29 protein-coding genes are annotated in these 24,801 nt (G+C 70.3%); 7 read left to right on the top strand and 22 right to left on the bottom strand.

Annotation, left to right across the window (positions count from 1 at the left end; genetic code table 11):
* Nucleotides 1-13 precede the first annotated feature (13 nt).
* Nucleotides 14-1,525, top strand: a complete 1,512-nt coding sequence (locus F9278_RS18085; RefSeq protein ID WP_152169299.1) for an ATP-binding protein — start codon at nucleotides 14-16, stop codon at nucleotides 1,523-1,525.
* Here the strand turns inward: F9278_RS18085 and F9278_RS18080 are convergent.
* From F9278_RS18080 to F9278_RS18035, 10 genes are all read right to left on the bottom strand, one after another.
* Nucleotides 1,494-1,754, bottom strand: a complete 261-nt coding sequence (locus F9278_RS18080) for a hypothetical protein (RefSeq protein WP_152169298.1) — start codon at nucleotides 1,752-1,754, stop codon at nucleotides 1,494-1,496. The two genes, F9278_RS18085 and F9278_RS18080, sit on opposite strands and share 32 nt — an antisense overlap.
* Nucleotides 1,741-1,974, bottom strand: a complete 234-nt coding sequence (locus F9278_RS18075; protein WP_152169297.1) for a hypothetical protein — start codon at nucleotides 1,972-1,974, stop codon at nucleotides 1,741-1,743. The genes F9278_RS18080 and F9278_RS18075 overlap by 14 nt, the downstream gene beginning before the upstream one ends.
* 20 nt (nucleotides 1,975-1,994) lie before the next feature.
* Nucleotides 1,995-2,858: a peptidoglycan-binding protein gene (locus F9278_RS18070; RefSeq protein WP_152169296.1), complete on the bottom strand. Its 864-nt coding sequence runs from the start codon at nucleotides 2,856-2,858 to the stop codon at nucleotides 1,995-1,997.
* Nucleotides 2,859-2,989: 131 nt separating this feature from the next.
* Nucleotides 2,990-3,646, bottom strand: a complete 657-nt coding sequence (locus F9278_RS18065) for a hypothetical protein (protein ID WP_152169295.1) — start codon at nucleotides 3,644-3,646, stop codon at nucleotides 2,990-2,992.
* Entirely contained in the window at nucleotides 3,646-4,032 is a 387-nt protein-coding gene (locus F9278_RS18060; RefSeq protein ID WP_152169294.1) for a hypothetical protein, read from the bottom strand. Before F9278_RS18060 ends, F9278_RS18065 begins: the two co-directional genes overlap by 1 nt.
* Nucleotides 4,025-6,487 carry a hypothetical protein gene (locus tag F9278_RS18055; protein WP_152169293.1) on the bottom strand — a complete coding sequence of 821 codons (2,463 nt, stop codon included), beginning with the start codon at nucleotides 6,485-6,487 and terminating at the stop codon, nucleotides 4,025-4,027. Before F9278_RS18055 ends, F9278_RS18060 begins: the two co-directional genes overlap by 8 nt.
* Complete coding sequence (locus tag F9278_RS18050; protein ID WP_152169292.1) at nucleotides 6,474-7,313, bottom strand: hypothetical protein; 840 nt, start codon at nucleotides 7,311-7,313, stop codon at nucleotides 6,474-6,476. The genes F9278_RS18055 and F9278_RS18050 overlap by 14 nt, the downstream gene beginning before the upstream one ends.
* Before the next feature lie 230 nt (nucleotides 7,314-7,543).
* Nucleotides 7,544-8,602, bottom strand: coding sequence for a hypothetical protein (locus F9278_RS18045; RefSeq protein ID WP_152169291.1), 1,059 nt, complete (start codon nucleotides 8,600-8,602; stop codon nucleotides 7,544-7,546).
* Between the two features lie 26 nt (nucleotides 8,603-8,628).
* Nucleotides 8,629-9,171 (bottom strand): hypothetical protein, encoded by a 543-nt coding sequence (locus tag F9278_RS18040; RefSeq protein WP_152169290.1) that lies wholly within the window; start codon nucleotides 9,169-9,171, stop codon nucleotides 8,629-8,631.
* 78 nt (nucleotides 9,172-9,249) lie between these two features.
* Nucleotides 9,250-9,807, bottom strand: coding sequence for a hypothetical protein (locus F9278_RS18035; protein WP_152169289.1), 558 nt, complete (start codon nucleotides 9,805-9,807; stop codon nucleotides 9,250-9,252).
* A 410-nt stretch (nucleotides 9,808-10,217) separates the two neighbouring features.
* On the opposite strand from F9278_RS18035, the gene F9278_RS18030 reads away from it, so the two are divergent.
* The gene (locus F9278_RS18030; protein ID WP_152169288.1) at nucleotides 10,218-10,664 is read left to right on the top strand and encodes a hypothetical protein; all 447 of its coding nucleotides are present in this window, start codon (nucleotides 10,218-10,220) and stop codon (nucleotides 10,662-10,664) included.
* Between the two features lie 53 nt (nucleotides 10,665-10,717).
* On the opposite strand, the gene F9278_RS18025 is transcribed toward F9278_RS18030, so the two are convergent.
* The 8 genes from F9278_RS18025 to F9278_RS17990 all read right to left on the bottom strand — a co-directional run bounded on the left by F9278_RS18025 (nucleotide 10,718) and on the right by F9278_RS17990 (nucleotide 15,135).
* Nucleotides 10,718-11,065 (bottom strand): hypothetical protein, encoded by a 348-nt coding sequence (locus F9278_RS18025; RefSeq protein WP_152169287.1) that lies wholly within the window; start codon nucleotides 11,063-11,065, stop codon nucleotides 10,718-10,720.
* A gap of 143 nt (nucleotides 11,066-11,208) precedes the next feature.
* Nucleotides 11,209-11,859: a hypothetical protein gene (locus F9278_RS18020; RefSeq protein WP_152169286.1), complete on the bottom strand. Its 651-nt coding sequence runs from the start codon at nucleotides 11,857-11,859 to the stop codon at nucleotides 11,209-11,211.
* Between the two features lie 56 nt (nucleotides 11,860-11,915).
* A complete protein-coding gene (locus F9278_RS18015) occupies nucleotides 11,916-12,356 on the bottom strand; it encodes a hypothetical protein (protein WP_404818908.1) in 441 nt (146 codons plus the stop codon).
* 8 nt (nucleotides 12,357-12,364) lie between these two features.
* A complete protein-coding gene (locus tag F9278_RS18010) occupies nucleotides 12,365-12,652 on the bottom strand; it encodes a hypothetical protein (RefSeq protein ID WP_152169285.1) in 288 nt (95 codons plus the stop codon).
* 143 nt (nucleotides 12,653-12,795) lie between these two features.
* Complete coding sequence (locus F9278_RS18005) at nucleotides 12,796-13,374, bottom strand: phage tail tube protein (protein WP_152169284.1); 579 nt, start codon at nucleotides 13,372-13,374, stop codon at nucleotides 12,796-12,798.
* A gap of 175 nt (nucleotides 13,375-13,549) precedes the next feature.
* Complete coding sequence (locus F9278_RS18000; protein ID WP_152169283.1) at nucleotides 13,550-13,957, bottom strand: hypothetical protein; 408 nt, start codon at nucleotides 13,955-13,957, stop codon at nucleotides 13,550-13,552.
* A 201-nt stretch (nucleotides 13,958-14,158) separates the two neighbouring features.
* Nucleotides 14,159-14,377, bottom strand: a complete 219-nt coding sequence (locus F9278_RS17995; RefSeq protein ID WP_152169282.1) for a hypothetical protein — start codon at nucleotides 14,375-14,377, stop codon at nucleotides 14,159-14,161.
* A complete protein-coding gene (locus tag F9278_RS17990; RefSeq protein ID WP_226966793.1) occupies nucleotides 14,377-15,135 on the bottom strand; it encodes a hypothetical protein in 759 nt (252 codons plus the stop codon). The genes F9278_RS17995 and F9278_RS17990 overlap by 1 nt, the downstream gene beginning before the upstream one ends.
* 403 nt (nucleotides 15,136-15,538) lie before the next feature.
* Between F9278_RS17990 and F9278_RS17985 the strand changes: the two genes are divergently transcribed.
* Nucleotides 15,539-16,003, top strand: coding sequence for a helix-turn-helix domain-containing protein (locus F9278_RS17985; protein WP_152169280.1), 465 nt, complete (start codon nucleotides 15,539-15,541; stop codon nucleotides 16,001-16,003).
* Between the two features lie 189 nt (nucleotides 16,004-16,192).
* Here F9278_RS17985 and F9278_RS17980 read toward each other — a convergent pair whose 3' ends face one another.
* Nucleotides 16,193-16,957, bottom strand: coding sequence for an SDR family oxidoreductase (locus F9278_RS17980; protein WP_152169279.1), 765 nt, complete (start codon nucleotides 16,955-16,957; stop codon nucleotides 16,193-16,195).
* Nucleotides 16,958-17,180: 223 nt separating this feature from the next.
* On the opposite strand from F9278_RS17980, the gene F9278_RS17975 reads away from it, so the two are divergent.
* Nucleotides 17,181-17,903 (top strand): HAD family phosphatase, encoded by a 723-nt coding sequence (locus tag F9278_RS17975; protein WP_152169278.1) that lies wholly within the window; start codon nucleotides 17,181-17,183, stop codon nucleotides 17,901-17,903.
* Nucleotides 17,904-18,212: 309 nt separating this feature from the next.
* Nucleotides 18,213-18,860, top strand: a complete 648-nt coding sequence (locus tag F9278_RS17970; RefSeq protein ID WP_152169277.1) for a ScbR family autoregulator-binding transcription factor — start codon at nucleotides 18,213-18,215, stop codon at nucleotides 18,858-18,860.
* Nucleotides 18,861-19,190: 330 nt separating this feature from the next.
* On the opposite strand, the gene F9278_RS17965 is transcribed toward F9278_RS17970, so the two are convergent.
* The 3 genes from F9278_RS17965 to F9278_RS17955 form a co-directional block, all read right to left on the bottom strand.
* On the bottom strand, nucleotides 19,191-20,183 hold the full coding sequence (locus F9278_RS17965; protein ID WP_152169276.1) for a ScbA/BarX family gamma-butyrolactone biosynthesis protein: 993 nt from the start codon (nucleotides 20,181-20,183) through the stop codon (nucleotides 19,191-19,193).
* A 949-nt stretch (nucleotides 20,184-21,132) separates the two neighbouring features.
* Nucleotides 21,133-21,912 (bottom strand): thioesterase II family protein, encoded by a 780-nt coding sequence (locus F9278_RS17960; protein ID WP_152169275.1) that lies wholly within the window; start codon nucleotides 21,910-21,912, stop codon nucleotides 21,133-21,135.
* Nucleotides 21,909-22,352, bottom strand: a complete 444-nt coding sequence (locus F9278_RS17955) for a type II 3-dehydroquinate dehydratase (protein WP_152169274.1) — start codon at nucleotides 22,350-22,352, stop codon at nucleotides 21,909-21,911. Before F9278_RS17955 ends, F9278_RS17960 begins: the two co-directional genes overlap by 4 nt.
* 181 nt (nucleotides 22,353-22,533) lie before the next feature.
* On the opposite strand from F9278_RS17955, the gene F9278_RS17950 reads away from it, so the two are divergent.
* Both F9278_RS17950 and F9278_RS17945 read left to right on the top strand, forming a co-directional pair.
* On the top strand, nucleotides 22,534-23,700 hold the full coding sequence (locus F9278_RS17950; RefSeq protein WP_152169273.1) for a DegT/DnrJ/EryC1/StrS family aminotransferase: 1,167 nt from the start codon (nucleotides 22,534-22,536) through the stop codon (nucleotides 23,698-23,700).
* Nucleotides 23,697-24,794: a Gfo/Idh/MocA family protein gene (locus F9278_RS17945; RefSeq protein ID WP_226966792.1), complete on the top strand. Its 1,098-nt coding sequence runs from the start codon at nucleotides 23,697-23,699 to the stop codon at nucleotides 24,792-24,794. The genes F9278_RS17950 and F9278_RS17945 overlap by 4 nt, the downstream gene beginning before the upstream one ends.
* Nucleotides 24,795-24,801: the final 7 nt, after the last annotated feature.

Raw genomic sequence — 24,801 nt, 5'->3', positions numbered from 1 at the left:
GGAGGGCGAGCGCATGAGTATCCCGAAACCGTCTGCCGTTTTCGGCCGTACCCACGAGTGGGAGGAACTCGCCCGCTTCTGCACCGACCCCGCGGCAGGCCTGCGTATCGGTGTCGTGCGCGGTCGGCGGCGCCATGGGAAGTCCTTTCTGCTGGAGCACCTGTGCCGAGCCGTCGACGGCGTCTACACCCTCGCTCTCCAGCAGAGCCGAGCCATGGCTCTCGACCGTTTCGCCGACAGCCTGGCGCGGGCGAGCGGCTTCCGGATCGGGCGGTTCGGCTCGTGGGTCGAAGCCCTGGACGCCGCGGCCGACGTCCTCACGAGCCGTGGCGACCGGACGACACCTCCGCTTCTCGTCCTCGACGAGTTCCCGTACCTCGTGACGCACTCCCCGGAGCTGCCGTCCGCGCTTCAGGCGCTCTACGACCAGCGCGGCCCGTCCTCGGGGAAACCTGCCCTGCGGATCATTCTCTGCGGCTCCGCGATCTCGACCATGTCGACGCTGCTCGCCGGCGACCAGGCCCTGCGCGGGCGGGCGGTGATCGACATGCGGATCGGCCCCTTCGGGTTCCGGGACGCGGCGGAGTACTGGCGAGTGGCGGACCCCGAGACGGCGTTTCTCGTGGACGCCGTGCTCGGGGGAGCGGCCGGATACCGTGATGTCGTCGGGGACCCGCCCGAGCCCGGAGAAGAGGGCTTCTACGCGTGGCTCGCCCGCAGCGTGTTCAACCCCTCCCACATCCTCTTCACCGAGCCCGAGTACCTGCTGGCCGAGGACCCCCGGATAAGCGATCGCGCGATCTGCCACGCCATCTGGGAGGCGGTGTCGTCCGGTGCCGCGACGCCCACCCAGATCGGTGGGCTCGTCGGAATGGACGCCAAGTCACTGACGTACCACCTCAACATCATGAAGGCGGCGGCCTTCATCCGGCACGAACAGGACATGCTCCTCCAGCGCAAGCCGATCATCACGGTCGCGGACCCGATCGTCCGCTTCCACGACCTGATCGTCCGTCCGAACCTCGTCGACTTCGAGCTGAGGGAGGGCCGGGCGGCCTGGGAACGGTCCCGCGAGACCTTCTCCTCCAAGGTCCTGGGTCCCCACTTCGAGGACATGGCCCGCCAGTGGACACTTCGCCACGGGCGCGAGCGCGGCCTCGACGACATCGGCCAGGTCGGCACGACGACTGTCGCCTGTCGCGAACACCGGGGCCACGAGGTCGACGTCGTCGCCCTCAGCCGTACCTCCCGCCCCCGCGACAAGAGTGCCCGGATCACGCTCCTCGGCGAGGCCAAGGCGACGAACAAGCCCCGAACAGCTGCCGATCTGAGCCGACTTGAGCACATCCGCGACCTCCTGTGCGCCCAAGGGTGGGACGCGGACGACGCCGCCCTCGCCGTCTACGCGCGAAGCGAGCCCGCGCACGGCCTGACCGAGGCCGTGCGGGAGCGTCGCGACGCGCATCTGGTGGGGCTGAGGGACCTGTACGGACCTACCGTGATGTCGTCGCCGACCACACCGTGACCGCCAGGGCCGCGCAGGATGTCAGGGCGGCCAAGGAGGGGAGGGGCCAGCGGGAGCGTTCCAGGGTGTCGAGGCGGTCCTCGTGGTCGGAGAGGGTCTTGTCGGTCTGGTCGGCGCGTTGGAGGAGGAGGGCGAGGTCGCCTCGGGTGGTGGCGAAGCCGACGTCCACGGCGCGGCGGAGGCGTTCCAACTCCAGGGCGACCGTGGCGCGTTCGTCACTGCTCACCATCGGCGCTCCCTGCGGGCCCGGTCCTGAGCCAAGGGGGGAGGAGGCGCTCCACCGACGGTGTGGACATCAGGCGGCTCAGTGCCGTCGCCGCCGCCACGAGGGTGGCGTAGAAGGGGAGTTGGGCCACCCCGGGGGTGTCGGCCAGCAGCGGGAGGGCGGTCGCCACCGCCAACAGCGCCTGGAGCGCCGTACGCAGGGCTCTGCGGTTCGAGTCGGTCATGGTCGGTTCACGGGTTCCTTTCAGGTGCGGGGGACGCGGAGCTTCGCCCAGCTCGTGGCGCCGGGGACGCCGTCCGCGTCGGAGCCGGAGTAGCCGAGCTTGTGCTGCCAGGCGGCGTACGAGCGGCGGTCGGCGGCGGTCCAGGACGGGCCGGGGCCCACCTCGTACCGGCCGCAGCCCTCGGCGACCAGCCGTCTGCCCATGGCCGTGACGATCGCGCTGCGGCGGCCGGCGGTGAAGAACGCGGCGCCCGGGAAGGGTTCGTACACGGGAGAGTCCGGCTGGGTGCCTCCGGCCGGGGTGACGGTCAGGCGCTTCGTGATTCTCGTGCGCATGCCCGCCATCGAGAACGTCGGGTCGATCTTGCGGGTCGTCCACTCCTTGTGGCCGATGACCCGGCCGGCGCCCCAGCCGTGGGCGCGGCACACCGCCGCCGCGACCCTCTCCACCGCCGCCAGCTGCGCGTCGGGGTACGGGTCGCGGCCGTTGCCGAGGTTCTCGATCTCGAAGCCGTAGAAGTGGGCGTTGCCGTCGACCGCGTCCGCGCCGGGGCGGGAGGGGATCGCCGTTCCGTGGCGTACGGCGTCGTAGGCGGCCGTGGAGCCGCGGCCGGCGTGGTTGGTGCGGCCGTAGCCGACCAGGTGGACCGTGCCGTCCTTGGCGATGACCGCGATGCAGAGGGGGCCGGGGAGGTTCGTCATGCCGGTGCGGCACAGGGCGACGCTGTTCGAGCCGGCCGTGTGGTGCAGCATCACGCCCTGCGCCGGGCCCCAGGCGCCGACGGCGTTGCGGTTGTGGGTGGACCAGTTGGAGTGTTCCTTGAGCGTGACGCCTTCGGCGCGCAGGGCCGCCTCGAACGCGGCGGCGGAGAGGGGTGTGGCCATGGGCCTGGTTCCTTTCGGGCAGAGGGGGTGGGCAGAAGGGGAGGGCAGACGAAAGCCCCGGTGCGCCGTGCGGGGAGCGGCGTACCGGGGCTGCTGTGAACGGGATCGGCGAACGGGATCGGCGAACGGGATCAGTGGACGGGGTCGACCCTGATGAAGCGGTTGTCGTAGGCGACCGTGTTGGCGGTGGGGGTGGCGACGGAGGACCAGTAGGTCGGGGTCGCCGAGTACACCGTGCCGGGGGCGAGGCCCGTGACGAGGAACTGGCTGGTGACCGAGGAACGGTCGGTGTTGTAGACGTTCGCGGCCCGGTCGATCGTGGACGCCAGGTATACCGAGCCGTCCGAGACCTTCCTGATCGTCGCACCCATGTACCCGTTGGCGGCGACCGAGTTGTGCATCCAGCAGCCCACGGTGACGATCACCCGGCCCGTCGTCGGCGCCGTGAACGCGGCCACCACCGGGTCGCCGACCGCGCCCGTCAGCGTCTCCGCCGGGGTCGTGGACGTCGTCGTACCGGCGTCGTTGTTGTAGAGGAACACCGGGACGGCGCCCACCGGCAGCCATCCGGCGCCGGTGTGGTGGGTGAGCTGGCCGGGGGTGTCGAGCCAGGCGACCATGCCGCGGGCGGGTGTGGTGACGACGGTGTCGCGCTGGGCGGCCGTGCCGAACCGCATGACCGAACGGCCGTCGACCCCCTCCGCCAGGGACTGCAGATGGAGGGGGAGGTCGGCCGTGTCGGTGGGCTGCGGATAGGGGAGGCCGTTGAGCGGGGTGTAGGCGGTCATCAGGCGCTCTCCTCCGTCATCGTGGCCGTCCCGGCGTCCGGGTCGCTCTCCTCGGGCGCCGGTGTCTCCTCGGCCACCGTGCCGATCTCGCCGGTCGCCTCGGGCGCGGACGCCTCCTCGCCGTCGACCGGCTCGGCCGCGCCCGTGCCCTCCTGCGGATCCGCCCCCGGAACGCCCTCGGTGACGGTCACCGCCACCGGCTCGGCGAGCACCACCGCGGCGGCCTCGTCCCTCGCGTCGAAGTACGCGGTCAGGCTCGTCGCCACGGCGGAGGCCAGTCGCAGCAGTTGCTCCTCGGCCAGCACCACCGGCACCGTCTCCGTACCGCTCTCCGTACCGCTCTCAGTACCGCTCTCCGTACTGCTCTCCGTACTGCTCTCAGACATGTGCGGACTCCTTGATCTCTCCCCAGGTCAGGCCGGACGCGGTCAGGGCCGCGAGGGTCGGGAAGGCACTGGTGACGGAGGCATACGTCGCGAGGGCGACGGCCACCGGGCTGCTCGGCGCGTCCGGGGTGAGCCCGGAGTCGGCCGGGAGGGCGCCGGCGTCGACACCGCGCAGGGTCAGCGTCTGCTGGACCCCGCCGTCGGCGGCGGCCGAGGTACGGATGCCGACGACCCAGGCGAGCGTGTTGAGGGCGGCCCCGGTGGTGTCCACCACCCGCACGACGTCGCCGAGTTGGATCCTCGGGTCGTACAGCACGTCGACGTCGCCGATGACCGGGACGGGGAGTACGCCGGCGGCCCGCATCGCCCTGGCGAGGGCGAGCGCGACGCCCGCGTCCTGCACCCAGTCGGTGGACTCGGCGGTGTACTCCTGCCGTCCGTAGAACCTCTCGCTGGCGACCCCGTCCGGGTCCGGGGCCGAGGCGGTCGGGGCCAGCAGGGCGATCGCCTGCCGTTCCACCGGGTCGGCGGAGGGCTTGCGGGTCTCCAGGTAGAAGGACGGGGTCCCGGTCTTCGTCGCCGTGTAGAGGGTCCTGGTGTCGCGGTTGCTGAAACGGACGACCAGATAGCCGTCCTCACGGCGGACCATGAGGTCGACCATGCCCTTGACGGCCGTCGTACCGGCCGCGGTGGTGGCGAAGCGGACGTTCGTCCCCGGGGTGATGATCGTGTCGTCGTCCGTCGTCGGCGGGTCGATGTCGTACTCGTCGTCCGACAACAGGTACTTGACGGTGGTCGTCCCGGAGGCCGCGATGGCGCGGACCGCCTGGTCGGTGAGCGTGGTGCCCACCGCGGCGGTGATGCCCGTCCAGTCCTTGTACGGCTGGACGCAGTAGTTGCGGCAGGCGTCGATCTCCTCGGTGGCGGTCAGGGACGCGATCTCCCGGACGCTGGTGAGGGTGAGGTCGGCCGTCGTCGGCCGCAGGGCGAAGCGGCTGTAGTTCTTCCAGCGGAAGACACCGCGCTCGTCGATCTCGGCGGTCGACATGCTCGCCTTGGCGATCTGTGAGATCACCTCCCACTGCGAACCGGTGACCCTGGGCAGCGTGTACAGCGGCAGGACGACATCGTCGAGTTCGACGTTCTTCGTCCAGCCGTACGCCGTCCCGGTCTGGGTGAACTCGTTCTGCTCGGGCATGCCGGACACCCCGCTCGTGACCTGCACGCACTCGGTGGGCATCTCGGTGATCAGGGTGATCGCCTGTAGCTCCGCGGGCTTCTGGATCGCGGTGGCCTGGTCCAGAACGCTCACCCCGCCGATCAGCTGGGTGCCGTCGGGGGCGGTCAGCCGGGGCTGGATGGTGGTGCCGGTGCTCGTGCACTCGAAGTAGGCGCCGATGTGCCAGACACCCTTCAGACCCAGATAGCCTCGCTGGGTCTCACCGCGCCAGGACCACTGGCTGAACCAGCCGCCGGTCGCCGAGTCGTCCATGGAGACCAGACGCACCCACTCCCCGGCGAAGTCGACCTCCAGCTTCAGCTGACCGGTGGTCGCGCCGTTGCGGTTCAGCTCCAGTTGGAGGACGACCTTGTCGCTGTTGGTGGGCTTCACCGCGGCGGGGTCGGGATCGGGGTCGATGTCGCCGTACGAGACCGCGTTGTTCACCCACAGCTCGGCGAGGATCCGGCAGGGCGCGGTGGCCGTCCCGGGGACCGTGATCCGGCTGCGCGGAGTCCAACTCGCCGTCAGCTCACCCGACTTCGGCACGAGGGCCATCTCGTGCGGGGCCGCCGCGCGGCTGAAGACGTAGTCCTTCGCCGCGGGCACGCTCGCCGGCTGCCCGTAGGGGACGCTGAACCCGCCGTGCAGCGAGGCGTACAGCAGGGTGAGCGGCTTGCCCTCCTCGAAGTCCGGGTGGCGCGGCGGCGGGCAGGCGTACAGGCCGCCCTGGCGCAGCAGTTCGGAGACGCACCAGGTCGCGGACGACATCGGCCGGCTCAGCCGGAACCCGGCGTCCGGCTTCGGCAGCACGGCCGGACCGCGCAGCCTTTCGGCCCCGTCCAACGCTGTGACCTGCACACTGTCGGTGCCCGAGGAGGCGGAACGGGTGCGCACGGTGCCCCGGAAGGCGGGCAGCCGCGCACCCCCGACCCCGCTCTCGTGGACGACGGACTGACCGGGCCGTACGACGTCCGCGGTCGACCGGGGCGCCCACGGCGAGTACATCTCCGGCGCCGGCCTGCCCGCCGTACCGGAGAGCTGGACCTGCAACTGGGCGGCGGACGAACCGGAGAAGGCGCGCATCGCGGCCGGGAGGTCGGTCGCGTACGACCGCTCCACCTGCCACGACTGCACCTGCGCCGATACGTCCTTGCCCCCGAGGCGGGTGGTGTGGGTGGTGGTGCGCTCACCGGCCGCGAGCGCGGACTCGGTGGCGTCGTCAGCCGGCTGCACTGGACACCTCCACGAGGTCGAGGCCGAAGTTGCGGAACGGGAGCGGGCGGCCCGGGGTGTCGCTGTAGCCGGTCACGGCCATCGGCGGCAGCCCGTCGCCGGGGACGCCCTCCGCCGCCGTACCGCCGTACGTCAGGCAGGCACCGGCGAGGGAGTACGCGCCCGCCGTGCCCGGCCTGGCGGTCGGGGTGACGAACGCGGCGCCGGCCGGGGCGGTCCCGGTGACCAGGGGGCCGGTGGCGGAGACCGTGCTGAGGTAGGTGCCGGTGGGCCCCTTGAAGTCCAGGCCGACGCTCTCCGTGCTGAGCGCGGCGATCGCGGTCGGCGCGCGGAAGGAGACCTGGAGGCCGGGCGAGACCGGGAAGTTGCCGACGGTGCCGGCGCAGCGCCAGGCCACGGCGCTGTTGACGTCCGCCGCGGTGAAGGTGAACGCGCCGGCGGCCGTGGTGCTCTCGGTCACCGCGCCGGTCGAGGTGGTGAACCACTGGGCGAGCCCGGTGATGTCGGTGGCCTTGGCCACACCCCGGCCGAGGGCCTGACCGGCGGTGAGGACGTTGCCGGAGGCCGGGTCCACGAGGAACACGGTCGGCGCGAGCGAGCTGTCCGCGCGCCGGGCGATCCGGTCGAGCGCGCGGGCGTGCGCCGGCGGCAGCAGGTCCCAGGACAGCTTGACGCGGCGTACGGGGGCGAGGTTGCGGGTGACGGTGACCCGGCCGCCGAGCGACTTGAACTCACTGACGCCCAGGTCGGCGGTGCGGTCGAAGGACTTGGCTGCCTGATCGATCTCGTACATCGAACCGGGCGGGCCGATCCAAAGGTTTCCCATGATCTCCCCTGGTGGGTGTGGGCGGGTGGGCGGGTAGTCGGATGGGCGGTGGGCGGAGGCGGGCATGAAAAAGCCGATGGCGGCGGCGGACTGCCGAATGCCATCGACTGCTGCTGGACTCCGGGGGGTTCGTGAACTCCGTCGGTCCGTGGGCTCCGGGGGGCGTGGACTCCGTCGGTCCGTGGGCTCCGGGGGGCGTGGACTCCGTCGGTCCGTGGGCTCCGTGGGGGTTACCGCCGGGCGAGCTGCCGCTGGCCGAGGAACACCGCGCGGGCGATCTCCTGGGAGTCGACCTGGAGGACGACGGGGCGGTCGGCGAGGCGCTCCACGGCGGAGGCGAGGGTGCGCAGGCCCCCGCCGGAGCCGAGCATCCGCTCCAGCTTGGACAGCGGGATGACCGCCTCGTGCTCGCCGGCCTCACCGAGCAGCGCGAGCGTGCCGCCGGAACGGGCCTGCACGATGCCGCCCTTGGCGAGTTGCGGGACGGGGAGGGTCGGCAGGTTGAACTGGAACCCCTTGCCACCGATCACCGGTACCCAGTCCGGCACCTTGATCTTGACCCGGTTCAACGAGCCGATCAGCGCGTTCAGGCCCCGGATCAGCATCCGCGACGGCAACATGAACCCGTTGACGACGCCCTTGAAGAGCGGGCCGAGCATCTTCGCCGCCGACGACGAGGCACTCTTGATGGCACTCCAGGCGGCGACCAGGCCTCGCTTGACCAGGGCGGCGACCTTGTCCATGTTGACGAACTTGGCGATCAGCGGCCCGACGAGGGTCATGATCAACCCGAACGGGTTGGCCGCCATGGCCAGGTTGAGCCCGCGCTGGGCGACCGAGGCTCCCTTGAGCCCCTTGCCCAGACTGCCCATGGACTTCCCGCCCTTGTCGGCGTTCTTGCCCGCCTTGCCCACGGACTTCTCCACGGCGTCGGCCTGTTGCTTGACGCCCTGCAGAGCGGTCTTGGCGTTGTTGGCGGACGACTTGAGCTTGTCGAGCGAGGACTTCAGCTTGTCGGTCCCGGTCCGGGACTTGGTCAAGGCGGTGTCGGCCTGTCCGAGGGACGACTTGAGCTGGGTGACACCGCTGTTGCCGCCCTGCGCGCCCGACTTCAGTCTGCCGAACGAGGCCCCGGCCTTGTCCGTGCTGTTCTTGATTCCGGTGACGGCACGCGAGGCGCCGTTCACCGAGTTCTGGATCCGGGTCAGACTCGTCTGACTTTCCCGCATCTCACCGGCGAACCTCTTGATCTGGGCGGATGCGCCGGACAGGGAATTCTTCAGGCCCATGGAAATACCTCCTTGTCGAAAAGGGGTCAGGACAGGGCGGCCACAAGTCGGTTGACCCTGTGCTCCAGTTGGTTGAGCACGGTGGCGGCGTCACGTAGTTCCCGGACCTCACGGACCGGTCGTGGGCGGGCCTGGCCCTCGCGCTGCACGCCGGACACCATGCTGTTGATCTTCCGGTCGGCACCCGCGGCGATCCGCTTGCCCTCGGTCGCGGAACGGTCGGCCCTGTCGGCGGTCTCCTGGGCCTTCTTGATGCGCTTGTCGTGGTCGGCGATGATTCCACCGCTGTCCGCGGGCCAGTCGCCGAGGAGTTTGTCGATGCGGTCCTTCAGCTGGGTGGAGAGAAGACCGACCTTCCTGTCCTGGATCTCCTGGTAGTCGAAGAGGGTCTTCTCCATGTTGAAGATCTTGAAGCCGAAATTCGCCCCGACGAACTCACCGACGATTCCGTTGATCTCCGGCTTCGTGATGTTGGTCGAGTGGGCGACTGTGACAAGTTCGGCCTTGATGGTGGCGATGTTCTCCTCGGCGTAGTTCAGCCGTGTGCCGATGTCCTCGTAAACTCCCATGTCTGCTCCTGAATGCGGCTGCCCCCCGCGGTCGAACCACGGAGGGCAGCTTGCGTGTGTGGATGCGGATCGTTGGTTTCAGGCCACGTCGACCTTCCATTCCCCCGGTGCCTGGATGCGCACGAAACCGGGACCGGGAACGGTGACGGTCCCGCGGGTGGATCCTTCTCGTTCCAGCCGGACTTCCGCACCGTCCTCGAAGGCGAAGAGGCTGAATTCCGAACGGAACCCGTACTTGTGGTTCGAGAAGTCGAAGCGGAGCCGGCCTTCTCCACCCCGCCAGGTGAAGACCTCGGCCCCCGTTCCGGTCACTCGCCCCTTCAACGGGCGGAGCGCGTCGTCGGATATCCGGTCGAGGTTCCAACGGGCGACGCCGCTCGCCCCCCGTCCTATCCGTTCCACTTTGACATGGGTGTACCGGCCGGGCAGGACGAACATATGGGGAGCGGTTCCGAACGTCTGGAACAGGGCGGGGTCTTCTTTCTTCGTCGCCGGTGTGTCGATGACCGGTTTGATGAAGAAATCGGTCAACGGGCCACGTGACCGCGCGACCAGAATCGCCGGACTGCCTGTCGGCCGATGGACCGGAATCTCCCTGCTCTGCCAGCCGCTCACCGGAAATCCCTCGAAGCTCACTCCTGCCCCCTCACGGCGCGACAAATATGCGATCGGAGGGTAGCAGGAGGCCGATTGGAGAAAACTGAGAACAAGGGCTCGCCAACGTGCGTGGGACGGTCTCGGGGGTGCGACTCACGGGCGTCACGGCCATGGGGGCGGAGATGGGCGACCACCGGCAGGGCGTTTTCGCTCTGTCCCGGAAGTCCAGAATTGTGCCCCCGGGTGCAAATAGCACCTCAACCGTCTTGCGGTGAAATGTACTTTATTCACGACTTGCATACGTGACGAACACAGCTTCGTCGAGTATTCTCCGCTTGCCCGAAACTCGCAGCTCAATGTCGTTTTGGCGGAGTTGCTGACGGAGGGGCGCCGGTTCTGCCGGTACGGGGATGAATGGCCTTCTTCGGAGGGCGTGACGGGGGTAGTGCGTGGACGGGGAGCGCGGTACTGAGGTTGAGGCGGGTGGGGCGGCTCCGGATGTGGATGTCGCGTTACTCGTCGACGAGTTGGTCAGGCTGGTGCGGGCGCACGGCGGTTCGGAAGTCGTGCTGTTCACCGCCGCCGAGATGGAGCGGCGGGAGTTCGCCGCCTATGCGCATGGCTGGAACGACGCCCTGGCGTCGTTGCCTCCGCAATTGCGGCGGCCCGAACTGACGCTGCTGGAAGGCGGCGTGATCATTCCGTTTCCGGGGGAGCCGGACGCCGGCGGCGCCGAGGGCGCCCGTCAGGGGGAGCCCGAGGAACCCGCTCCGCCGCCTCGAAAACGGCGGCCCCGATTCGTCGAGAAGAGCGCTCGATCGAAGTCGCCGACCATCCCGAAGCTCGAACGTGGGTCATCCCGGCGGCCGGACCGCCGGGATTTTTTTGACCATTGACACGTGCGCCCGCGTCCGAGCCACCCAGCAGTGCCGTCCGGTAGATCGTCGTCCTACAGGTCGTCGTCCGAGGGGTGCGGGCGCGCGGTCGGCGGGTGCGGGTGGGGATGCGGGTGCGGGGGTGCGGCCGGCGGGGGCGTCTGCTGGGGGAACGGGAGGATCTTGCCGCCGGGGTCGCGGTGGGGCGCCGCGGACCGGCTTCGCTGTTCCTCGTGTTCGCCGCGGTCCCGCCACCCCTGTCCGTACGCCCTGAACTCGCGCTTCTCGATCTCGGTCCGGGTGGTGACGACCAGGTCCGCCGGGACGGCCCGCTGCATGCGTACGGCAAGGACCTGCCGGAGTTCGGCCTCGGCTCGATCCAGCTCGACGCCGCCCCATGCCTCGCCCTCGTTGTTCGTCACTCGGCCCCCACTCCCGCAGACTCCACACATGTGCTTCGAACATATGCTCGATAACTCCTCGGAGGATACCCGAATCGCCTGTGGCGGCCAGGGCGAACAGGGGGGCGGATATCGGCCACGCCTCCGTGGGGTTCGGCCGCGGCTCACGCCACCTCGTACGTCCCGTCGATCCGGACGATGTTCCCGTTCGCCCAGGCCGTTCCGAACAGACCACCGCTCCCGAGCTGGGAGAGCGCGGAGGACGAGGTCGAGCCCGGACCCCACAGCGAGTAGATCGTCGCGTTGCTGGTCGCCGTCGGCTGGCAGGTGATCAGCCCGCGGCCCGTCGCGCTGGTCGCCACCCCGCGGTGCTGGGGGTATCCGCCCATCGCCCCCGCCTTGACGGGGTACGCGAAGTAGTAGGCGCCGCTGCCGTACGTCGTCGTCGAGCCGAACTGCGCGAGCAGCGTGAAGTGGCAGGTCTTGCCGACGATCGCGTACCTGCCGGTCAGGCTGCCGTTCCCGATCGCCGGGTTGGTCGTCTCGGCCGTCCAGACCGGGGTGTACGTGTTCCAGGCGCCCATCGCCACCCACGCCGAGCCGGTGTAGTAGCTGAGCGTGCCGGGGCTGGTCAGCCAGGCGACCATGCCGGTGGCCGGCGTGGTGATCGTGGCGTCCCGTTCGGCGGCGGTCGCGTACCGCAGGACCGTCCGGCCGTCGATGCCCTCGGCCAGGGACTGGAGGTGCAGGGGGAGGTTCGCGGTGTCGGTGGGCTGCGGGTACGGCAGCCCACCGAGGGGTGTGTAGAGGGTCATGGGACGGGATCACTCCTCGGGTCGGGTCAGGTCAGGTCAGGTCAGGTCGACTCAACTCAACGGAAGAACTGGGCGAGTTCGATCGCCGACGGATTCCGAACCGGCTCGGCGGCCGAGGACGCCGATGGCGATGGCGATGGCGATGGCGACGGCGACGGCGAAAGCGACGGTGACGGCTCCCCGTCCCCCGGCAGTGGGCGCGGCACCGGCGTCGGGTACTCCAGCGGGTCCGCGTCCTCGTCCCGGTTCACCGTGGCGAACATCCAGTTCGCCTCCGCGAGCTGGTCGACGACGGACGCCAGCAGGTGGTCGGCGACGGACCAGTGGGCGGCCTCGCCATGGATGTCCTGGAGGGTCGCGCTGTCGCGTGGCAGATGCCTGACCAGCACCGCGAGCCGGCGGGAGGAGAGCCGGCCGCGGTGCCAGTCGAGCAGGTCCACGCCGTAGTGGCGGAGCAGGTCCGCTTCGAGGGCCTCGGCGTGTTCGTCGACGAACACGCCGAGGCTCAGCCTTCCCCCAGGCCGAGCCCGGTCTCCTTGCCGTACGCCTCCATGATCGCGGCGATGTCCTGCATGGTGACGTCGAGGCGGTCGAAGCGCTCGTACTGGGCGTCGCCCAGGAGCGCGCGCAGCAGACCGTCCACGTCGTTGTCGTCGAGGTCGCGCAGGGTGCGCGCGGTCTTGCGGGTCAGCTCGGTGGGGAGCGTGAACGTGTCCCCCTCGACGGTGAAGGACCAGGCGCGACCGAGCGCCTCCTGCCGCTGGGCACGGGCGGCGCCGACGTCGAATGCCATGGAGCTACTCCTCTTGGTGTGGTGAAGACGAAGGGTGAGGACGAAGGGTGAGGACGAAGGGTGAGGACGAAGAACGTGCGAGAGGTACCGGGCGGGGCCGGGGGAGGGGGAGGTCCCGGCCCCGCCCGGTGGGGGAGGGTGGATCAGGAGGCCGTGCCGTACGCCGGGTCCTTCATCAGGAAGGTGGCCAGCGGCTTGGTGTTGTCGACGGCCAGCGCGGTGAAGGTGACACCGAGCTTGATGGAGGCCGTACGGGTCAGGGACAGCTCCTCGGTCTCGGTGACCTGGCCGCGCGAGACGACGAAGCGGTACGTGATGTCCGTACCGTCACTGAACTCGATGCCCAGCGCCTTCTCGTTGAACTTCGGGTCGGCGGCCAGCTCGTACTTGTAGACGCCGGAACCGGTGGTGGTCTCCGCGACCGCGTCACCGCCCATGAAGAACGGCAGGGTGTCCTCGTTCAGCTGGAGCAGCTGGAACTTCACCGTCAGGTCGCGGTCCGAGTAGATGAACCGGGCCGGGGACACGGACTGCCAGGTCTCGACCGGGTCGAGCTTGTCCTTCTTCGCCAGCTTGATGCCGTCCTGCGAGGTGTAGCCGAGGTCCTTCCAGCCGGACCCCCACGCGGAGGTGACATCGGTCGGCGCGGTCGTCCCGACCGGCGCGACCAGAATCCGCCCGGTACCGGCGACACGGATCTCGTTGGCGTTGCTGCCTGCCATGCGTAACTCCTTGGGAGAGGTGAGATGAAGCGCCCCACAGGGGCGCGGGGCTGTGTTTGACATGCGGCTCCGCCGCGTGGGCGTGATCAGCCACATCGGACCCGCACACGCGAACCGACCTGACCGACCGGGTTATTAGGCGGACCGGCCCCGAGGCGGAGCCCTACGCGGAGCCCTACAGGGGGCGGATGTGCAGCCGGATCGTCGCGTAGTAGCGATTCGCCGCGGCCCGGTTCCAGTCCGGCAGCCAGCGGGGCCCGTCCGCCTCGACCACGTCGGAGACGACCGCGCCGCCGTACGACGTCCCCCGCAGCGCGAGTACCGCGGAACGAACCGTCAGGGCCAGCGTGTGCGCCGCCGTCTTGGTCGGCCCGTAGACCTCGAAGTCCACGAGCGGCTGGTCGAGACGCAGGTCGTCCACCCAGGCCCCGCCGGCGCGGGAGACCAGGACGACCCGCTGGGTGCCGTCGAACCCGCCGGGCGGCACGTTGTCCACGGTCGCGGTGGAGAGTTCGGGGCGGTCGGTCAGGAAGTCGACGACGAGTCGTTCGACGTCCGGGAAGGTGACCGTCGGATCGGCCACGGTGAGACCTCCCTTCTGTGTCGGAGGTGTGCGTCGGAGGTATGCGAAACGGCGGGGCCGTGTCCCTGGGGGCACAGCTCCGCCGCTGCACCAACTGTGACACGTTGCGAGCGCGCGCGCAACTACGAGTTTTTGTGAAGCCCCCGAAACGCACATCGCCCCGTCACACCAAGTGGTGTGACGGGGCGATGTGGTCCCGTTCTAGCCGCGACGTCCACGCCCCCGCGTGGCCCGCTCCGCCGCGAACACGTCCTCCAGCCGGTAAAGATGGGTCCGCCCCTGCCGCCCGGCGGCCTCCAGATGGCCCAGCTGAACCCATTTCCGTACGGTCGCGGGGGCCACCCCCGCCTCTGCCGCCGCGGCGGCTCCGGTCACCAGCGCGGGGGACGAACCGCTCGGGCCCGCGAGGGAGTTGCCCATCAGGCGGCACCCGCCTCGGCCGTACCCCCGCACTCGTCCACATCGTCGACCAGCGCGGCGATCTCGTCCGCGTCGGCCCCCGCGTCCGCCGCGAGCTGCGCCCAGCCGGTCTCCGTCCAGCTGTGCCGGTGGGCGGTGTTGTCCGCGCACGGGCACTCCTCGTCGACGCACCGGCACCCGGGGTTGACGCACAGGACCGTACGCCAGGCCGGCATGGCCCGCAGCGACACCGAATCGCACCACGGGCAACGGCCGTTGACGCGGACCAGGGTCTCGGGGTCGCCGAGCGTACGGCCGCAGCGGCGGGCCATCCGGCGGCACTCGTCGAGGACGTGCCGGGCGAGGAGGGGGTGTCCGGCGACGTCGTCCAGCAGGGCGGCGATCCGGCCGAGCCGCCGCGGCACGTCCGCGCGCGGGGGCCGGCCGAGTCCGAGCTTCTCCCACACCGCCTCCTCCAGCTCGACCACCCCGTCGGTGATGTCCCGTACGGCGTCGGAGACATGGAGGCGGATCGGGGCGGCGCTCTCGCCCAGGGGGGCGAGGCCGTGCCGCTCGCCGAGCAGCGCCTCGGCGCGCTCCACGGTGTCCCGCTCGCCGAGGGCGCGGAGCGCGGCCGGGCCCAGCGGCGGGCGGGAGCGGGTCCCGGTGCCCGGCCGACCCGGGGCCAACTCGTGCAGCAGCTCGGGGAACTGGCGGCGCAGGATGTCGATCCAGCGGGCGGCGCGGGCGGTGTGCTGGGCGGCGAGGCCTGAGGTCATGGTGGACACACTCCGATCTGGGGCCATCAGAAGCCCTTCGAGCGACGGAAGCCGGTCGGTGACGGATGCCGACCGACGGCAACCAAGAGCTGGGGCGGCGGCAACTGAAGGGAAAGAGGAGTCTCCTGTTGTTGCGAGCCCGCACACAGCTTCACATGTTGCGATCTCGCGCGCAACGGAGATCGGGGATCACCTCGACGGAGGGGAGGGGGTTGCGTCGAGAATCGGCCAAAGGCCGGTTCGGGGCGGATCGAGGTGGCGGCCGGGGCGGGAGCGAGGTCGGAACAAGGCCGGATTGACGAAGGGCCCTCACTGAACCTTTACTCGTGCGTGCGCGCAACTGCATAGTTCGCGTGCGCACGACCGTTAAGGTGGGGGTGTAGCCGAGGGGAGCGTCCACGACATGAAGAGCGATGCCGAGCACATCGACGAGTTCGCAGCCTGGATCGAAGGCGTGATGCGGGCGCGTGGGTACGACATCGACAGCCCGCGCGGCGGCGGCAAGACCAAGCTCGCCGAGGACGCGGGGGTGCACCGGGCGGCCATCACCCGGCTGCTGCAGCGCCAGAGCATGCCCGACCTGGAGACGATGCGGGGTCTGTCCCGTGCGCTCGGCATTCCCGTGCGGGATGTCCTGATCCGATCGGGCAAGCTGACCGAGCAGGACCTGCCGCAGGCCCCGGCGCCACCCGAGACCGGCACGGTTCCCGGCGGCCACACGCTCTCCGCCGACCAGGCGGCGACCGCCCTCGGCATCCCGGACCACCTCCGGGCGGCCTTCGTGCAGATCACCGAACAGCTCAGACTCGGCGCGCCCGCGGGCCCGGCGATCCCGGAGGCGGGCGCGGACGGCCAGGCGGGCACCTGAGTCGCCTCCGGTACCGCGCAGGAGGAAGGGGAGGGGGCTCGGGCCGGTGGTGAGCACGGTGGCGGGGGCGTCGCTCGGCGGGTGACGCCCCGGCCCTGCTGACCGCGCTCTCCGCCCTCCACCGCCCCTGCCCTGCCTCCCGCGCCGTCACGTCCCGGAACTCGACCGACCGTCACATCCCGCTCAGGCTCACAGACCCGTGCCGCCGGACGCGTCGATGCACTGGCCCGTGATCCAACGGGCGTCGTCCGAGGCGAGGAAGGCGACGATGTCCGCGACGTCCGCCGGCTGTCCCATGCGGCCGAACACGGACAGCGACGCGTGGGAGGCCTCGTTCTCGGGTGTGGACCAGCGCTGCTTGTTCAGGTCCGTCTTGACGAAGCCCGGTGCCACGGAGTTCACCGTGATCCGGCGGGCACCCAACTCCTTGGCGAGCGTGCGGGTGAGGGCGTCGAGCGCGCTCTTGGCCATGGAGTACGCGAGGGAGGAAGGGAAGCTCACACGGGTGGCCGCCGAACTGATGTTGATGATGCGGCCCGCCTCCCTCAGCCGTGGCAGACCCTGCTGCACCAGGAACAGGGGTGCCTTGGCGTGTACGGCCATGAGGCGGTCGAAGTCCTCCGGGGCCACGTCGGCCACGCCGCCCCGGATGTTGAAGCCCGCGTTGTTGACCAGGATGTCCAGGGCTGTCGGCTCGCCCAGTTCCTCGAGACCGGCGTCGAAGCGCTCGTAGAGCGTGCGGACGTCATGGGGCACTCCGAACGGGGCGTGCACGGGGAAGGCGCGCCCACCCGCGTCGGTGATCCGGTCGACGGTTCTTCGCGCCGAGGCCTCGTCGCTTCCGTAGTGCACGGCCACGAGCGCGCCGTCCGCGGCCAGACGGCAGGCGGTGGCCCGGCCGATGCCTCGCCCCGCACCCGTGACCAGAGCCGTTCTGCCCTTCAGCGCAGCCATTGTCTTCCCCCGTGTTCGCTGTGACAGCGGTGTCTCGATCGGACTCGTCAGGAAGTTTCCCGTACGGCCTCGTGCGCGGCGGCGTGGGCCGACGTACGCGACGAGCTCTCTCCAGCAGGTGTTGAAAAAACCGCATGACCGGTTTAATAATGAGCCGGGTGATGCTCCCGTCACCCGACATCCTCAGGCCCGCATCCGTGCGGCTCGACCCAAGGTGGTCCCAGTGGCCTTTCGGCATGTGCGTCTGATCGCGGTGAACATCGACGGGGTTCTGCTGAACGACACCTTCAGTCCGGTCTTCCACCGGTTCGTGGTCGGCCGTGGCGGCGTCTACACCGCTGAACTGGAACGGACCGTGCTGTCGCAGTCGCAACTCCGGGCCGCCGCGGCCCTGGGCGGGCCCGGGGCGGTGCCCGAGGAGGTCGTGGAGGCGTACTTCCGGGAGCGGGAGGAGTACCTCCGGGAGCATCCCGTGCGGGTCCTCCCGGGGGTCGGCGGGCTGCTTGAGCGGCTGCGCGCCACCGGGGCGTCCCTGGTCTGTTACGGCGGCCTGGAGCGGACCCACTTCGACCGGTATCTGGCCCCGTTCGCCGCGTACTTCGACGGCCCCGGGTACGTGTGCACCAACGGATTCCGTCCGGGGGTACGGGAGATCGCCGAGGACATCTTCGGACTGCCCTGCGACGAGACGCTGTTCATCGACGACGTGGCGCGTGTGGCCGAGGTCGCCCAGACGCTGGGAGCGTCCTTCATCGGACATCCGACCAGCTACGTCCACAGCTTCCAGCGGCAGTTGATGCGCGAGGCCGGGGTGCGGCACGTGGTCGGGTCGCTCGACGGGATAGACGAATGGCTGCTGAGGACCGTGGAGGCCGAGGCCGAGGCCGGCCGACCGCGGCTCGCGGACGCCGGGCGCGCCGACCGCAGTGTCTCTGCGATGGTGTGACACGGCGGGGAAGCGATCGCCGACCAGGTACGGAAACCAGCACTCCGGATGCTTTTGCACGCTTCTCGGTTTCCTCTGCCGCAGAGGGCGCGTGAGGCCCCGGAAGGTCCCGCCGCGGCCCACCTGACCAGCATGTTGCTGTTGTCGAGGGGAGGGCGTGGGCATCAGAGGCCGTGGAGCGGGACGGAGGGGGATTCGCCGGTAGCACTGGTGAAGGCATGGAGGAACGAGTACAGTACCTTCTGGACGGTTTTTTCTTCGTCGGTGCGTGTCACGCGGCGAAGTTCGCTTGAGGGAAGGGGAGATCCAGTGGCCCAGCAAGAGCGAGCGGTCAGGACCCGCCGTGCCGTGCTGGAGGCTGCCGCCACGGTTTTCGCGGATTACGGGTACACGGCGGCGACGGTCGCGGACATCCTCAAGACCGCGGGAGTGACCAAGGGCGCGCTCTACTTCCACTTCGACTCCAAGGAAGCGCTGGCCCGAGGGGTTCTGGAGGTCCAGGCCGACCAGCGACTGCCCGAACAGGAGATCAAGCTCCAGGAGATGGTGGACATCGCCATGTCGGTGGCCCACCGGCTGCGGCTCGATCCCGTTCTGCGGGCCGGGGCCCGGCTCTCGGCGGATCCCACCGGCCGCAAGCACTACGGGAGCGCCTGGCCGCTGTGGGTCGATGCGCTGACCGAGATCGTGACCCGAGCCCACGAACGCGGCGAGACCCTGTCGCACGTGGTGCCGCGCGAGGTCGCCGAACTGGTGGTCAGCGCGTTCAACGGGGTGCAGCTCTATGCCCAGTTGGAGACCGACCTGGAGGACGTCGAGTACCGCGTCTCGGTACTGCTGCAGCACCTGCTGCCCTCCATCGCCTCGCCCGCGGTGCTGATGCGTCTGGACGTCGCCGCAGACCGCGGGGAACGCCTCATCCGTGAGGCGGCGGCCCTCGTGCCCACCTCGGTCTGACGCGCCCGGCAGCGATCCGCCGCACCTCGGCTGCTGTCGGTCGCTGTGCTGAAACGCCAGGTCAGAACGGATGCCTGGGCCGTGTGGGGCCGTGGCGGCGACTGACGCGACTCGGGTTCGGACAGACATACGCGTCTCGCGATCTCGCATGACGACACGAAGCCGGTCCAGAGAGCGGCAAAGGCGTCCCCGCCCTCGTCCGGCCCCGTACCACGGGGCCGGACGAGGGCGGTCGGCCGCCGGACATCCGAGCGGTCGCGGGCCGCTGCTGCCGCGCCCCGGCGGACGGTGGTGCCGTGCGTCGCCCGAAGGCGGGGAACGGCCGACCGTTCAGGCCGAGGCCGGTGCCACGGTCACGGCGGAGGTGAAGACGATTCCGCCGTTCTGACGGCCGGTCACGAGCACGCGTTCCCCGCCGTCCGTGTGCCGCGGAAGGGAGCACACCTCGATCAGGCAGGGGGCGTCGAGCTCCGCATAGCGGATGAACTCGGTGGTGATGCCGACCGGCAGGCAGGCGCGTCCCAGGAACGCCGACGTGGCCTGGCGGACGGCTTCCAGCAGCGCCATGCCCGGCACGTGGTCGACGGGATGGTCGAAGAGCACCGGATGCCGGGTGTCCACTCTCAACTGCCAGCAGCCCGGCTCCGGCACCGGGGACAGGACGACATCCGTGGGCGACAGCCGGCCGACGGTCTGCGGTGCCGTCGGGCTCGTCAGCGCGAGAGGAGTGGGGCCACCGTCCTTGATCCTGGCGGCACGAAGGCGCCGGTAGACGGCCGGAGACGTGCAGGTGAAGGTGGCGGACCCGGTCGCCGCCACCTGCCCGTCACGGTGGATCACGGCCGTGAAGTGAAGCCCCGAGAGATTCGAGCCCCGGCGCTTGATGTCCGTGCAGGCGATCGCGATGTCGAGAGAGGCCGGCGTGGCCTCGACGAGCAGGTGCTCGGGTCTGACGTCGACTTCGAGGTCCCACATCAGGAAGTGGTGGTCGAGCGGGACGTCGAACTCCGCGTGCGCCAGCAGGATCCCGGTCTGACGGACCGTTTCCGCTATGAGAAGCGGGTCGTGGCAGCCGTCGATGGTGTCGAAGAAGCCGTGCCGACGGGGCCACTGTGCGGCCACGGTGAAATGAGTGTCGTCCTTGCGTTCCCAGTCGGTGAGCATCACCTCGGCGACGCTGGCACGGTGCACCAGTTCCTTGGGAACGGTGCTGGTCAGGGACGGAAAACGGGGCAGGACGACACGTCCCGTCGTTGCGTTGCCCTTCTCGGCGGGACGAGCGCCGGTGATGGGATGTTCGACGCGGAAGGTGCTCGCAGACATGTCTCTCCCCCTGAGTCAAGAAGCGTGTAGTTGATGTGCAGGTCCCTCAGGCCTGTGAAGATACATACCACCCGGTTTAATTTCTAGCGGTATCAGTCATTCCGGCTGGGCGGCCCGGCGACCGGCTGGTTCCCGTCGGCGGCACTCCGGCCCCTCTGGTCGCGGGTGGGCGGGCTGACCTCGGGGTCTTCCCTGGGATGTGGGTCGTCCCGGGGGGTGCCTGTGGTGCCGTGAAGCGTACGTTCTCGGCCGTGCGGCGGGTCGAGGGTGCGCGCGGGTGGGTCCCGCCTCCGGTGAGTCCACAGCCGTTCTTGAGTGCCCCCGGTCGACGTCTGGAGGGAGGCCCGCCGGATGGAGCGTGCGGAGGGCCTGCTCCGTGTGGAACGCGGTCGTGCGAGCGAAGGGGCCTGCCCACTCTTGTGGCGGGTGTTGTCGACGCCGCGGGGGAGTGCCCGACGGGAAGGGCGGCTGGCGCTGATGTGCCCGCCGGGTGAGCGCCCTCATCCTCTATAAACCGCACATGTGGTTTGTTGGGATCCCGGGGTGGGGCGGGCCCGCTTCGGCTTGTCCCCCGGGAGGGGCCATGTACGGCGACGACGGCTGCCCCGCGCCGACCGGGACGGAGCCCCGCCGGCCCGTGCATGCGGGACGGAACCACGGGCGGTCGCACGGCTCGTGCGGGCGCCGAGCGGCTTTTCGACCCTTTTCGACCCAGGTTCGTGCCCGCGAGGCGGAGCAGCCGCGTAGGCCCCTGCGTCCCCGGTCTCCGCCGGGTGTTCCTGGCGATGTTCCGTACCGGACGCGCCGGACTGTCCGTCCGCGCGCACGGCAACCTCTCGACGCGCGAACCGACGATCCACCGGACACCGCACACACCCGAAACGGCGGCCGTGGCCGCGGTGTCACGACCACTGCGAGCCACGGCATGACGCTCGGGCCCGACGGCACTTCACATCAGGATGCCTCGTAGCACCTCCCGCACCTCGGGCATGTGCTCGTTGAGGTAGAAGTGGCCGCCGGTGAAGGTGCGCAGGGTGAAGGTGCCCGTGGTGTGGCGGGCCCAGGCCCTCGCCTCGTCCGGGGTGACCTGGGGATCCATGTCGCCGGTGAGGACCGTGAGGGGGGTGCTCAGGGGTGGGCGGGGTGGGTGACGGTAGGTCTCTATCGCTTCGTAGTCGGTGCGGACCGACGGGAGGATCATCGCGCGGAGTTCGGGGTCGTCGAGGAAGGTGGGGTCCACGCCGCCCAGTCGTCTGAGTTCGGCCACGACCCCCTCGTCGGTGCGCAGGTGGACCGACTCCGCGCGGTGGCGGGAGGGGGCCCGGCGGCCCGAGGCGATCAGGGCCCGGGGCGGGGTGCCCGCCGATTCGAGGCGGGCCGTCACTTCGTAGCCGAGGAGGGCGCCCATGCTGTGCCCGAAGACGACCAGGGGGCGGTCCGCCCAGGGGGCCAGCGCGTCGGCCACCAGGTCGGCCAGGTGGTCGAGGCGGGTGATGCCCGGCTCGACGCGGCGGTCCTGGCGGCCGGGGTACTGGATCGCCAGCACGTCCGCCAGGGGGGACAGGGCGCGGGCGAAGGGGACGTAGAGCGCGGCCGAACCGCCCGCGTGCGGCAGGCAGACCAGCCGTACGGGGGCGTCGGGGGCCGCCTGGAAGCGCCGTATCCACGGATCGGTGGCCGCACGGCCGCCCGGTGTCGGGCGGCCGTGCACCGGTGTGGCCGTGCTCATCGGACCTCGGCCGGGATCAGGTCGAGCAGGGCCCGGGCCGCGAGCCTGTAGCCCGTGGAGCCGAGGCCTGCGATCAGGCCGTCGGCGATCGGGGCGATCACCGAGGCGTGCCGGAAGGACTCCCGCGCCCAGATATTGGAAATGTGCACCTCTATCCAGGGGCGCGGGTAACTGGCCAGTGCGTCCCGCAGGCTCCAGCCCGCAATCATAAGCGCCCCGGGATTGACGATGGCTCCCACCGTGTCATAGCCGTCCTGAATGGCGCGGATAAGTTCCGCCTCCGAGTCGTGCTGAATATTCTTCACCTTCCAGCCGCGGTCGGCGATCTCTTCCGCCACCGCTTCTGCTATGTCGTTCAAGGTTTCCGTGCCGTAGATCTCGGGCTCACGACGCCCGAGAATGCCGAGGTTCGGCCCGTTCAGGAGTAGCAGCTCGCTCATGTCGCCTCCAGGTGACTGCACTGCTGAAAAAGCTAGAGCAATGCCGTGCGGAGAGGAATTGTGATTCGGCAGCGCGACCCTTGGCAAGGGGGATATAGGGGTCCCCTAGGGGGATGACCCGCTCACTTCCGGCCCGGTAGATTCGGGGCACAGTTTTTGTCTGCGAAGGAGTGAAAGAGAAATGACTCAGAATTCTCGGCCGAAGCCTGAATTCCCGGCGTGGCCGCAGTTCGGGGACGAGGAGCGCACCGGTCTCATTCGCGCTCTCGACCAGGGCCAGTGGTGGCGGATGGGCGGCAGCGAGGTCGACACCTTCGAGGAGGAGTTCGGCGCCTACCACGGCACCCCGCACGCCCTGGCGGTCACCAACGGCACGCATGCCCTCGAACTCGCCTTGCAGGTCCTGGGCGTGGGCCCCGGCACCGAGGTGATCGTGCCGGCGTTCACCTTCATCTCCTCGTCGCAGGCGGCCCAGCGGCTCGGTGCTGTCGCCGTGCCGGTGGACATCGACCCGGACACCTACAACATCGACCCGGTGGCCGCCGCGAACGCGATCACCCCGCGCACCGCGGCGATCATGCCGGTCCACATGGCCGGCCAGATGTGCGACATGGACGCCCTGGGCAAACTGTCCGCGGACAGCGGGGTGCCGCTGATCCAGGACGCCGCGCACGCGCACGGCGCGGAGTGGGCGGGCCGGAAGGTCGGCGAGCTGGGCGCGGTCGCCGCGTTCAGCTTCCAGAACGGCAAGCTGATGACGGCCGGCGAGGGCGGTCTCGTCACCTTCGTGGACGCCGAGCAGCGCGAGCAGGCGTTCCTGCGGCACAGCTGTGGCCGTCCGAGCACCGACCGGTACTACTACCACAAGACCTCGGGCTCCAACTTCCGGTTGAACGAGTTCTCCGCGAGCGTGCTGCGCGCCCAACTGGCCCGGCTCAACAGGCAGATCGACACCCGGGAGCGTAACTGGCCGGTGCTGTCGGGTCTGTTGGCCCAGATCGACGGCGTACAGCCGCAGACCGTCGACGAGCGGGCCACCCGCAACCCGCACTACATGGCGATGTTCCGCATTCCCGGTATGACCGCCGAGCGCCGTAACCAGCTGGTCGACGCGCTGATCGAGCACGGGCTGCCGGCCTTCGCCGCGTTCCGCGCGATCTACCGCTCGGACGGCTTCTGGGAGGCCGGCGCACCCGAGGAGAGTGTCGAGGCGATCGCCGCCCGCTGCCCGAACACCGAGGCGGTGTACGCCGACGCCATCTGGCTGCACCACCGCACGCTGCTCGCCGGGGAGCGGGAGATGCACCAGATCGCCGACATCGTCTCCGACACTCTGGCGACGCTGTGACCGCGCGCCTGCGCGTGGCCGTCGTGGGGCTCGGCTGGGCGGGGCGGGAGATCTGGCTGTCGCGGCTGGTCGCGCACCCGGCGTACGAGGTGGTGGCGGTGGCCGACCCGTCACCGGCGGCCCGCGAGGCCGCCGCGGCGGCCTGGCCGGACATCCGCGTGCTGGCCGACGTCGCGGACGTGACCACCGATCTGGCGGACCTCGCCGTGGTCGCTGTACCGAATCATCTGCACACTCCGGTGGCCACCGGTCTGCTGCGGCGAGGAGTGCCGGTCTTCCTGGAGAAGCCCGTCTGTCTCTCCTCCGCCGAGGCGGTCCAGTTGGCCGCGGCCGAGCGCGAGGCCGGCGCTGTGCTGCTCGCGGGAAGCGCCGCCCGCTACCGCGCGGACGTCGCCGCACTGGGCGCCGCTGTGGCGTGCAAGGCCGGCGAGATCCGGCACATCGACGTGTCCTGGGTGCGGGCCAAGGGGGTGCCGGACGCGGGCGGCTGGTTCACCCGCGGCGACCTGTCCGGCGGCGGTGCCCTGGTCGACCTCGGCTGGCATCTGCTGGACACGGTCACCCCGCTGCTCGGCGCCGTCGACTACGACCAGGTCCTCGGCTCGGTCTCGGGTGACTTCCTCGACACCGCCGCGCACCGGACCTCCTGGCGGCACGGGGAGGGTCCGGCCCTGGCCGGCGGCGGGGACGTCGAGGACACCGCGCGAGGTTTCCTGGTCACCTCCACCGGAGTGTCGGTGGCCCTGCGGGCCAGCTGGGCCTCGCACGAGGTGCTGGACACCACCATGATCCGCGTCGAGGGCAGCGCGGCGGCGATCTCGCTGCGGTGCACGTTCGGGTTCAGCCCCAACCGTGCGGGCGGCTCCGAACTGCTGCTGGCGAGCGCCGGTGAGACCGTGCCGGTCCCGTTCGAGGAGGAGCCGGTCGGCGCGGAGTACGACCGTCAGCTCGGCGCCCTGCCCCGGCTGCTCACCGACCCCGGCTACCAGGGCCGGGCCGTCGCCGAGGCCCGCCGGACCATCGGCGTCATCGAACGGCTCTACGCCTCGGCGCGCCGGTACCGGCCCGTGCCGGCGGTGCCCGCCGCCGTGTGAACCCGAC

This window comes from Streptomyces phaeolivaceus (genome assembly GCF_009184865.1).
Taxonomy (GTDB): Bacteria; Actinomycetota; Actinomycetes; order Streptomycetales; family Streptomycetaceae; genus Streptomyces; species Streptomyces phaeolivaceus.
Note: the sequence above shows the minus strand (reverse complement) of the source record. Positions and strands in the feature narration are given on the sequence as shown.

Bases quoted from the DNA above. Each gene is read 5' to 3' on its own strand.
- F9278_RS18075 (WP_152169297.1), bottom strand. From the start codon at position 1,974: ATGACCGACTCGAACCGCAGAGCCCTGCGTACGGCGCTCCAGGCGCTG.
- F9278_RS17950 (WP_152169273.1), top strand. From the start codon at position 22,534: ATGACTCAGAATTCTCGGCCGAAGCCTGAATTCCCGGCGTGGCCGCAG.
- F9278_RS17980 (WP_152169279.1), bottom strand. From the start codon at position 16,957: ATGGCTGCGCTGAAGGGCAGAACGGCTCTGGTCACGGGTGCGGGGCGA.
- F9278_RS18080 (WP_152169298.1), bottom strand. From the start codon at position 1,754: ATGGTGAGCAGTGACGAACGCGCCACGGTCGCCCTGGAGTTGGAACGC.
- F9278_RS18045 (WP_152169291.1), bottom strand. From the start codon at position 8,602: ATGGGCCTGAAGAATTCCCTGTCCGGCGCATCCGCCCAGATCAAGAGG.
- F9278_RS18040 (WP_152169290.1), bottom strand. From the start codon at position 9,171: ATGGGAGTTTACGAGGACATCGGCACACGGCTGAACTACGCCGAGGAG.
- F9278_RS18050 (WP_152169292.1), bottom strand. From the start codon at position 7,313: ATGGGAAACCTTTGGATCGGCCCGCCCGGTTCGATGTACGAGATCGAT.
- F9278_RS18010 (WP_152169285.1), bottom strand. From the start codon at position 12,652: ATGGCATTCGACGTCGGCGCCGCCCGTGCCCAGCGGCAGGAGGCGCTC.
- F9278_RS17960 (WP_152169275.1), bottom strand. From the start codon at position 21,912: ATGAGCACGGCCACACCGGTGCACGGCCGCCCGACACCGGGCGGCCGT.
- F9278_RS18005 (WP_152169284.1), bottom strand. From the start codon at position 13,374: ATGGCAGGCAGCAACGCCAACGAGATCCGTGTCGCCGGTACCGGGCGG.
- F9278_RS17955 (WP_152169274.1), bottom strand. From the start codon at position 22,352: ATGAGCGAGCTGCTACTCCTGAACGGGCCGAACCTCGGCATTCTCGGG.
- F9278_RS17965 (WP_152169276.1), bottom strand. From the start codon at position 20,183: ATGTCTGCGAGCACCTTCCGCGTCGAACATCCCATCACCGGCGCTCGT.
- F9278_RS17985 (WP_152169280.1), top strand. From the start codon at position 15,539: ATGAAGAGCGATGCCGAGCACATCGACGAGTTCGCAGCCTGGATCGAA.
- F9278_RS18065 (WP_152169295.1), bottom strand. From the start codon at position 3,646: ATGACCGCCTACACCCCGCTCAACGGCCTCCCCTATCCGCAGCCCACC.
- F9278_RS18060 (WP_152169294.1), bottom strand. From the start codon at position 4,032: ATGTCTGAGAGCAGTACGGAGAGCAGTACGGAGAGCGGTACTGAGAGC.
- F9278_RS18085 (WP_152169299.1), top strand. From the start codon at position 14: ATGAGTATCCCGAAACCGTCTGCCGTTTTCGGCCGTACCCACGAGTGG.
- F9278_RS18020 (WP_152169286.1), bottom strand. From the start codon at position 11,859: ATGACCCTCTACACACCCCTCGGTGGGCTGCCGTACCCGCAGCCCACC.
- F9278_RS17990 (WP_226966793.1), bottom strand. From the start codon at position 15,135: ATGACCTCAGGCCTCGCCGCCCAGCACACCGCCCGCGCCGCCCGCTGG.
- F9278_RS17995 (WP_152169282.1), bottom strand. From the start codon at position 14,377: ATGGGCAACTCCCTCGCGGGCCCGAGCGGTTCGTCCCCCGCGCTGGTG.
- F9278_RS18070 (WP_152169296.1), bottom strand. From the start codon at position 2,858: ATGGCCACACCCCTCTCCGCCGCCGCGTTCGAGGCGGCCCTGCGCGCC.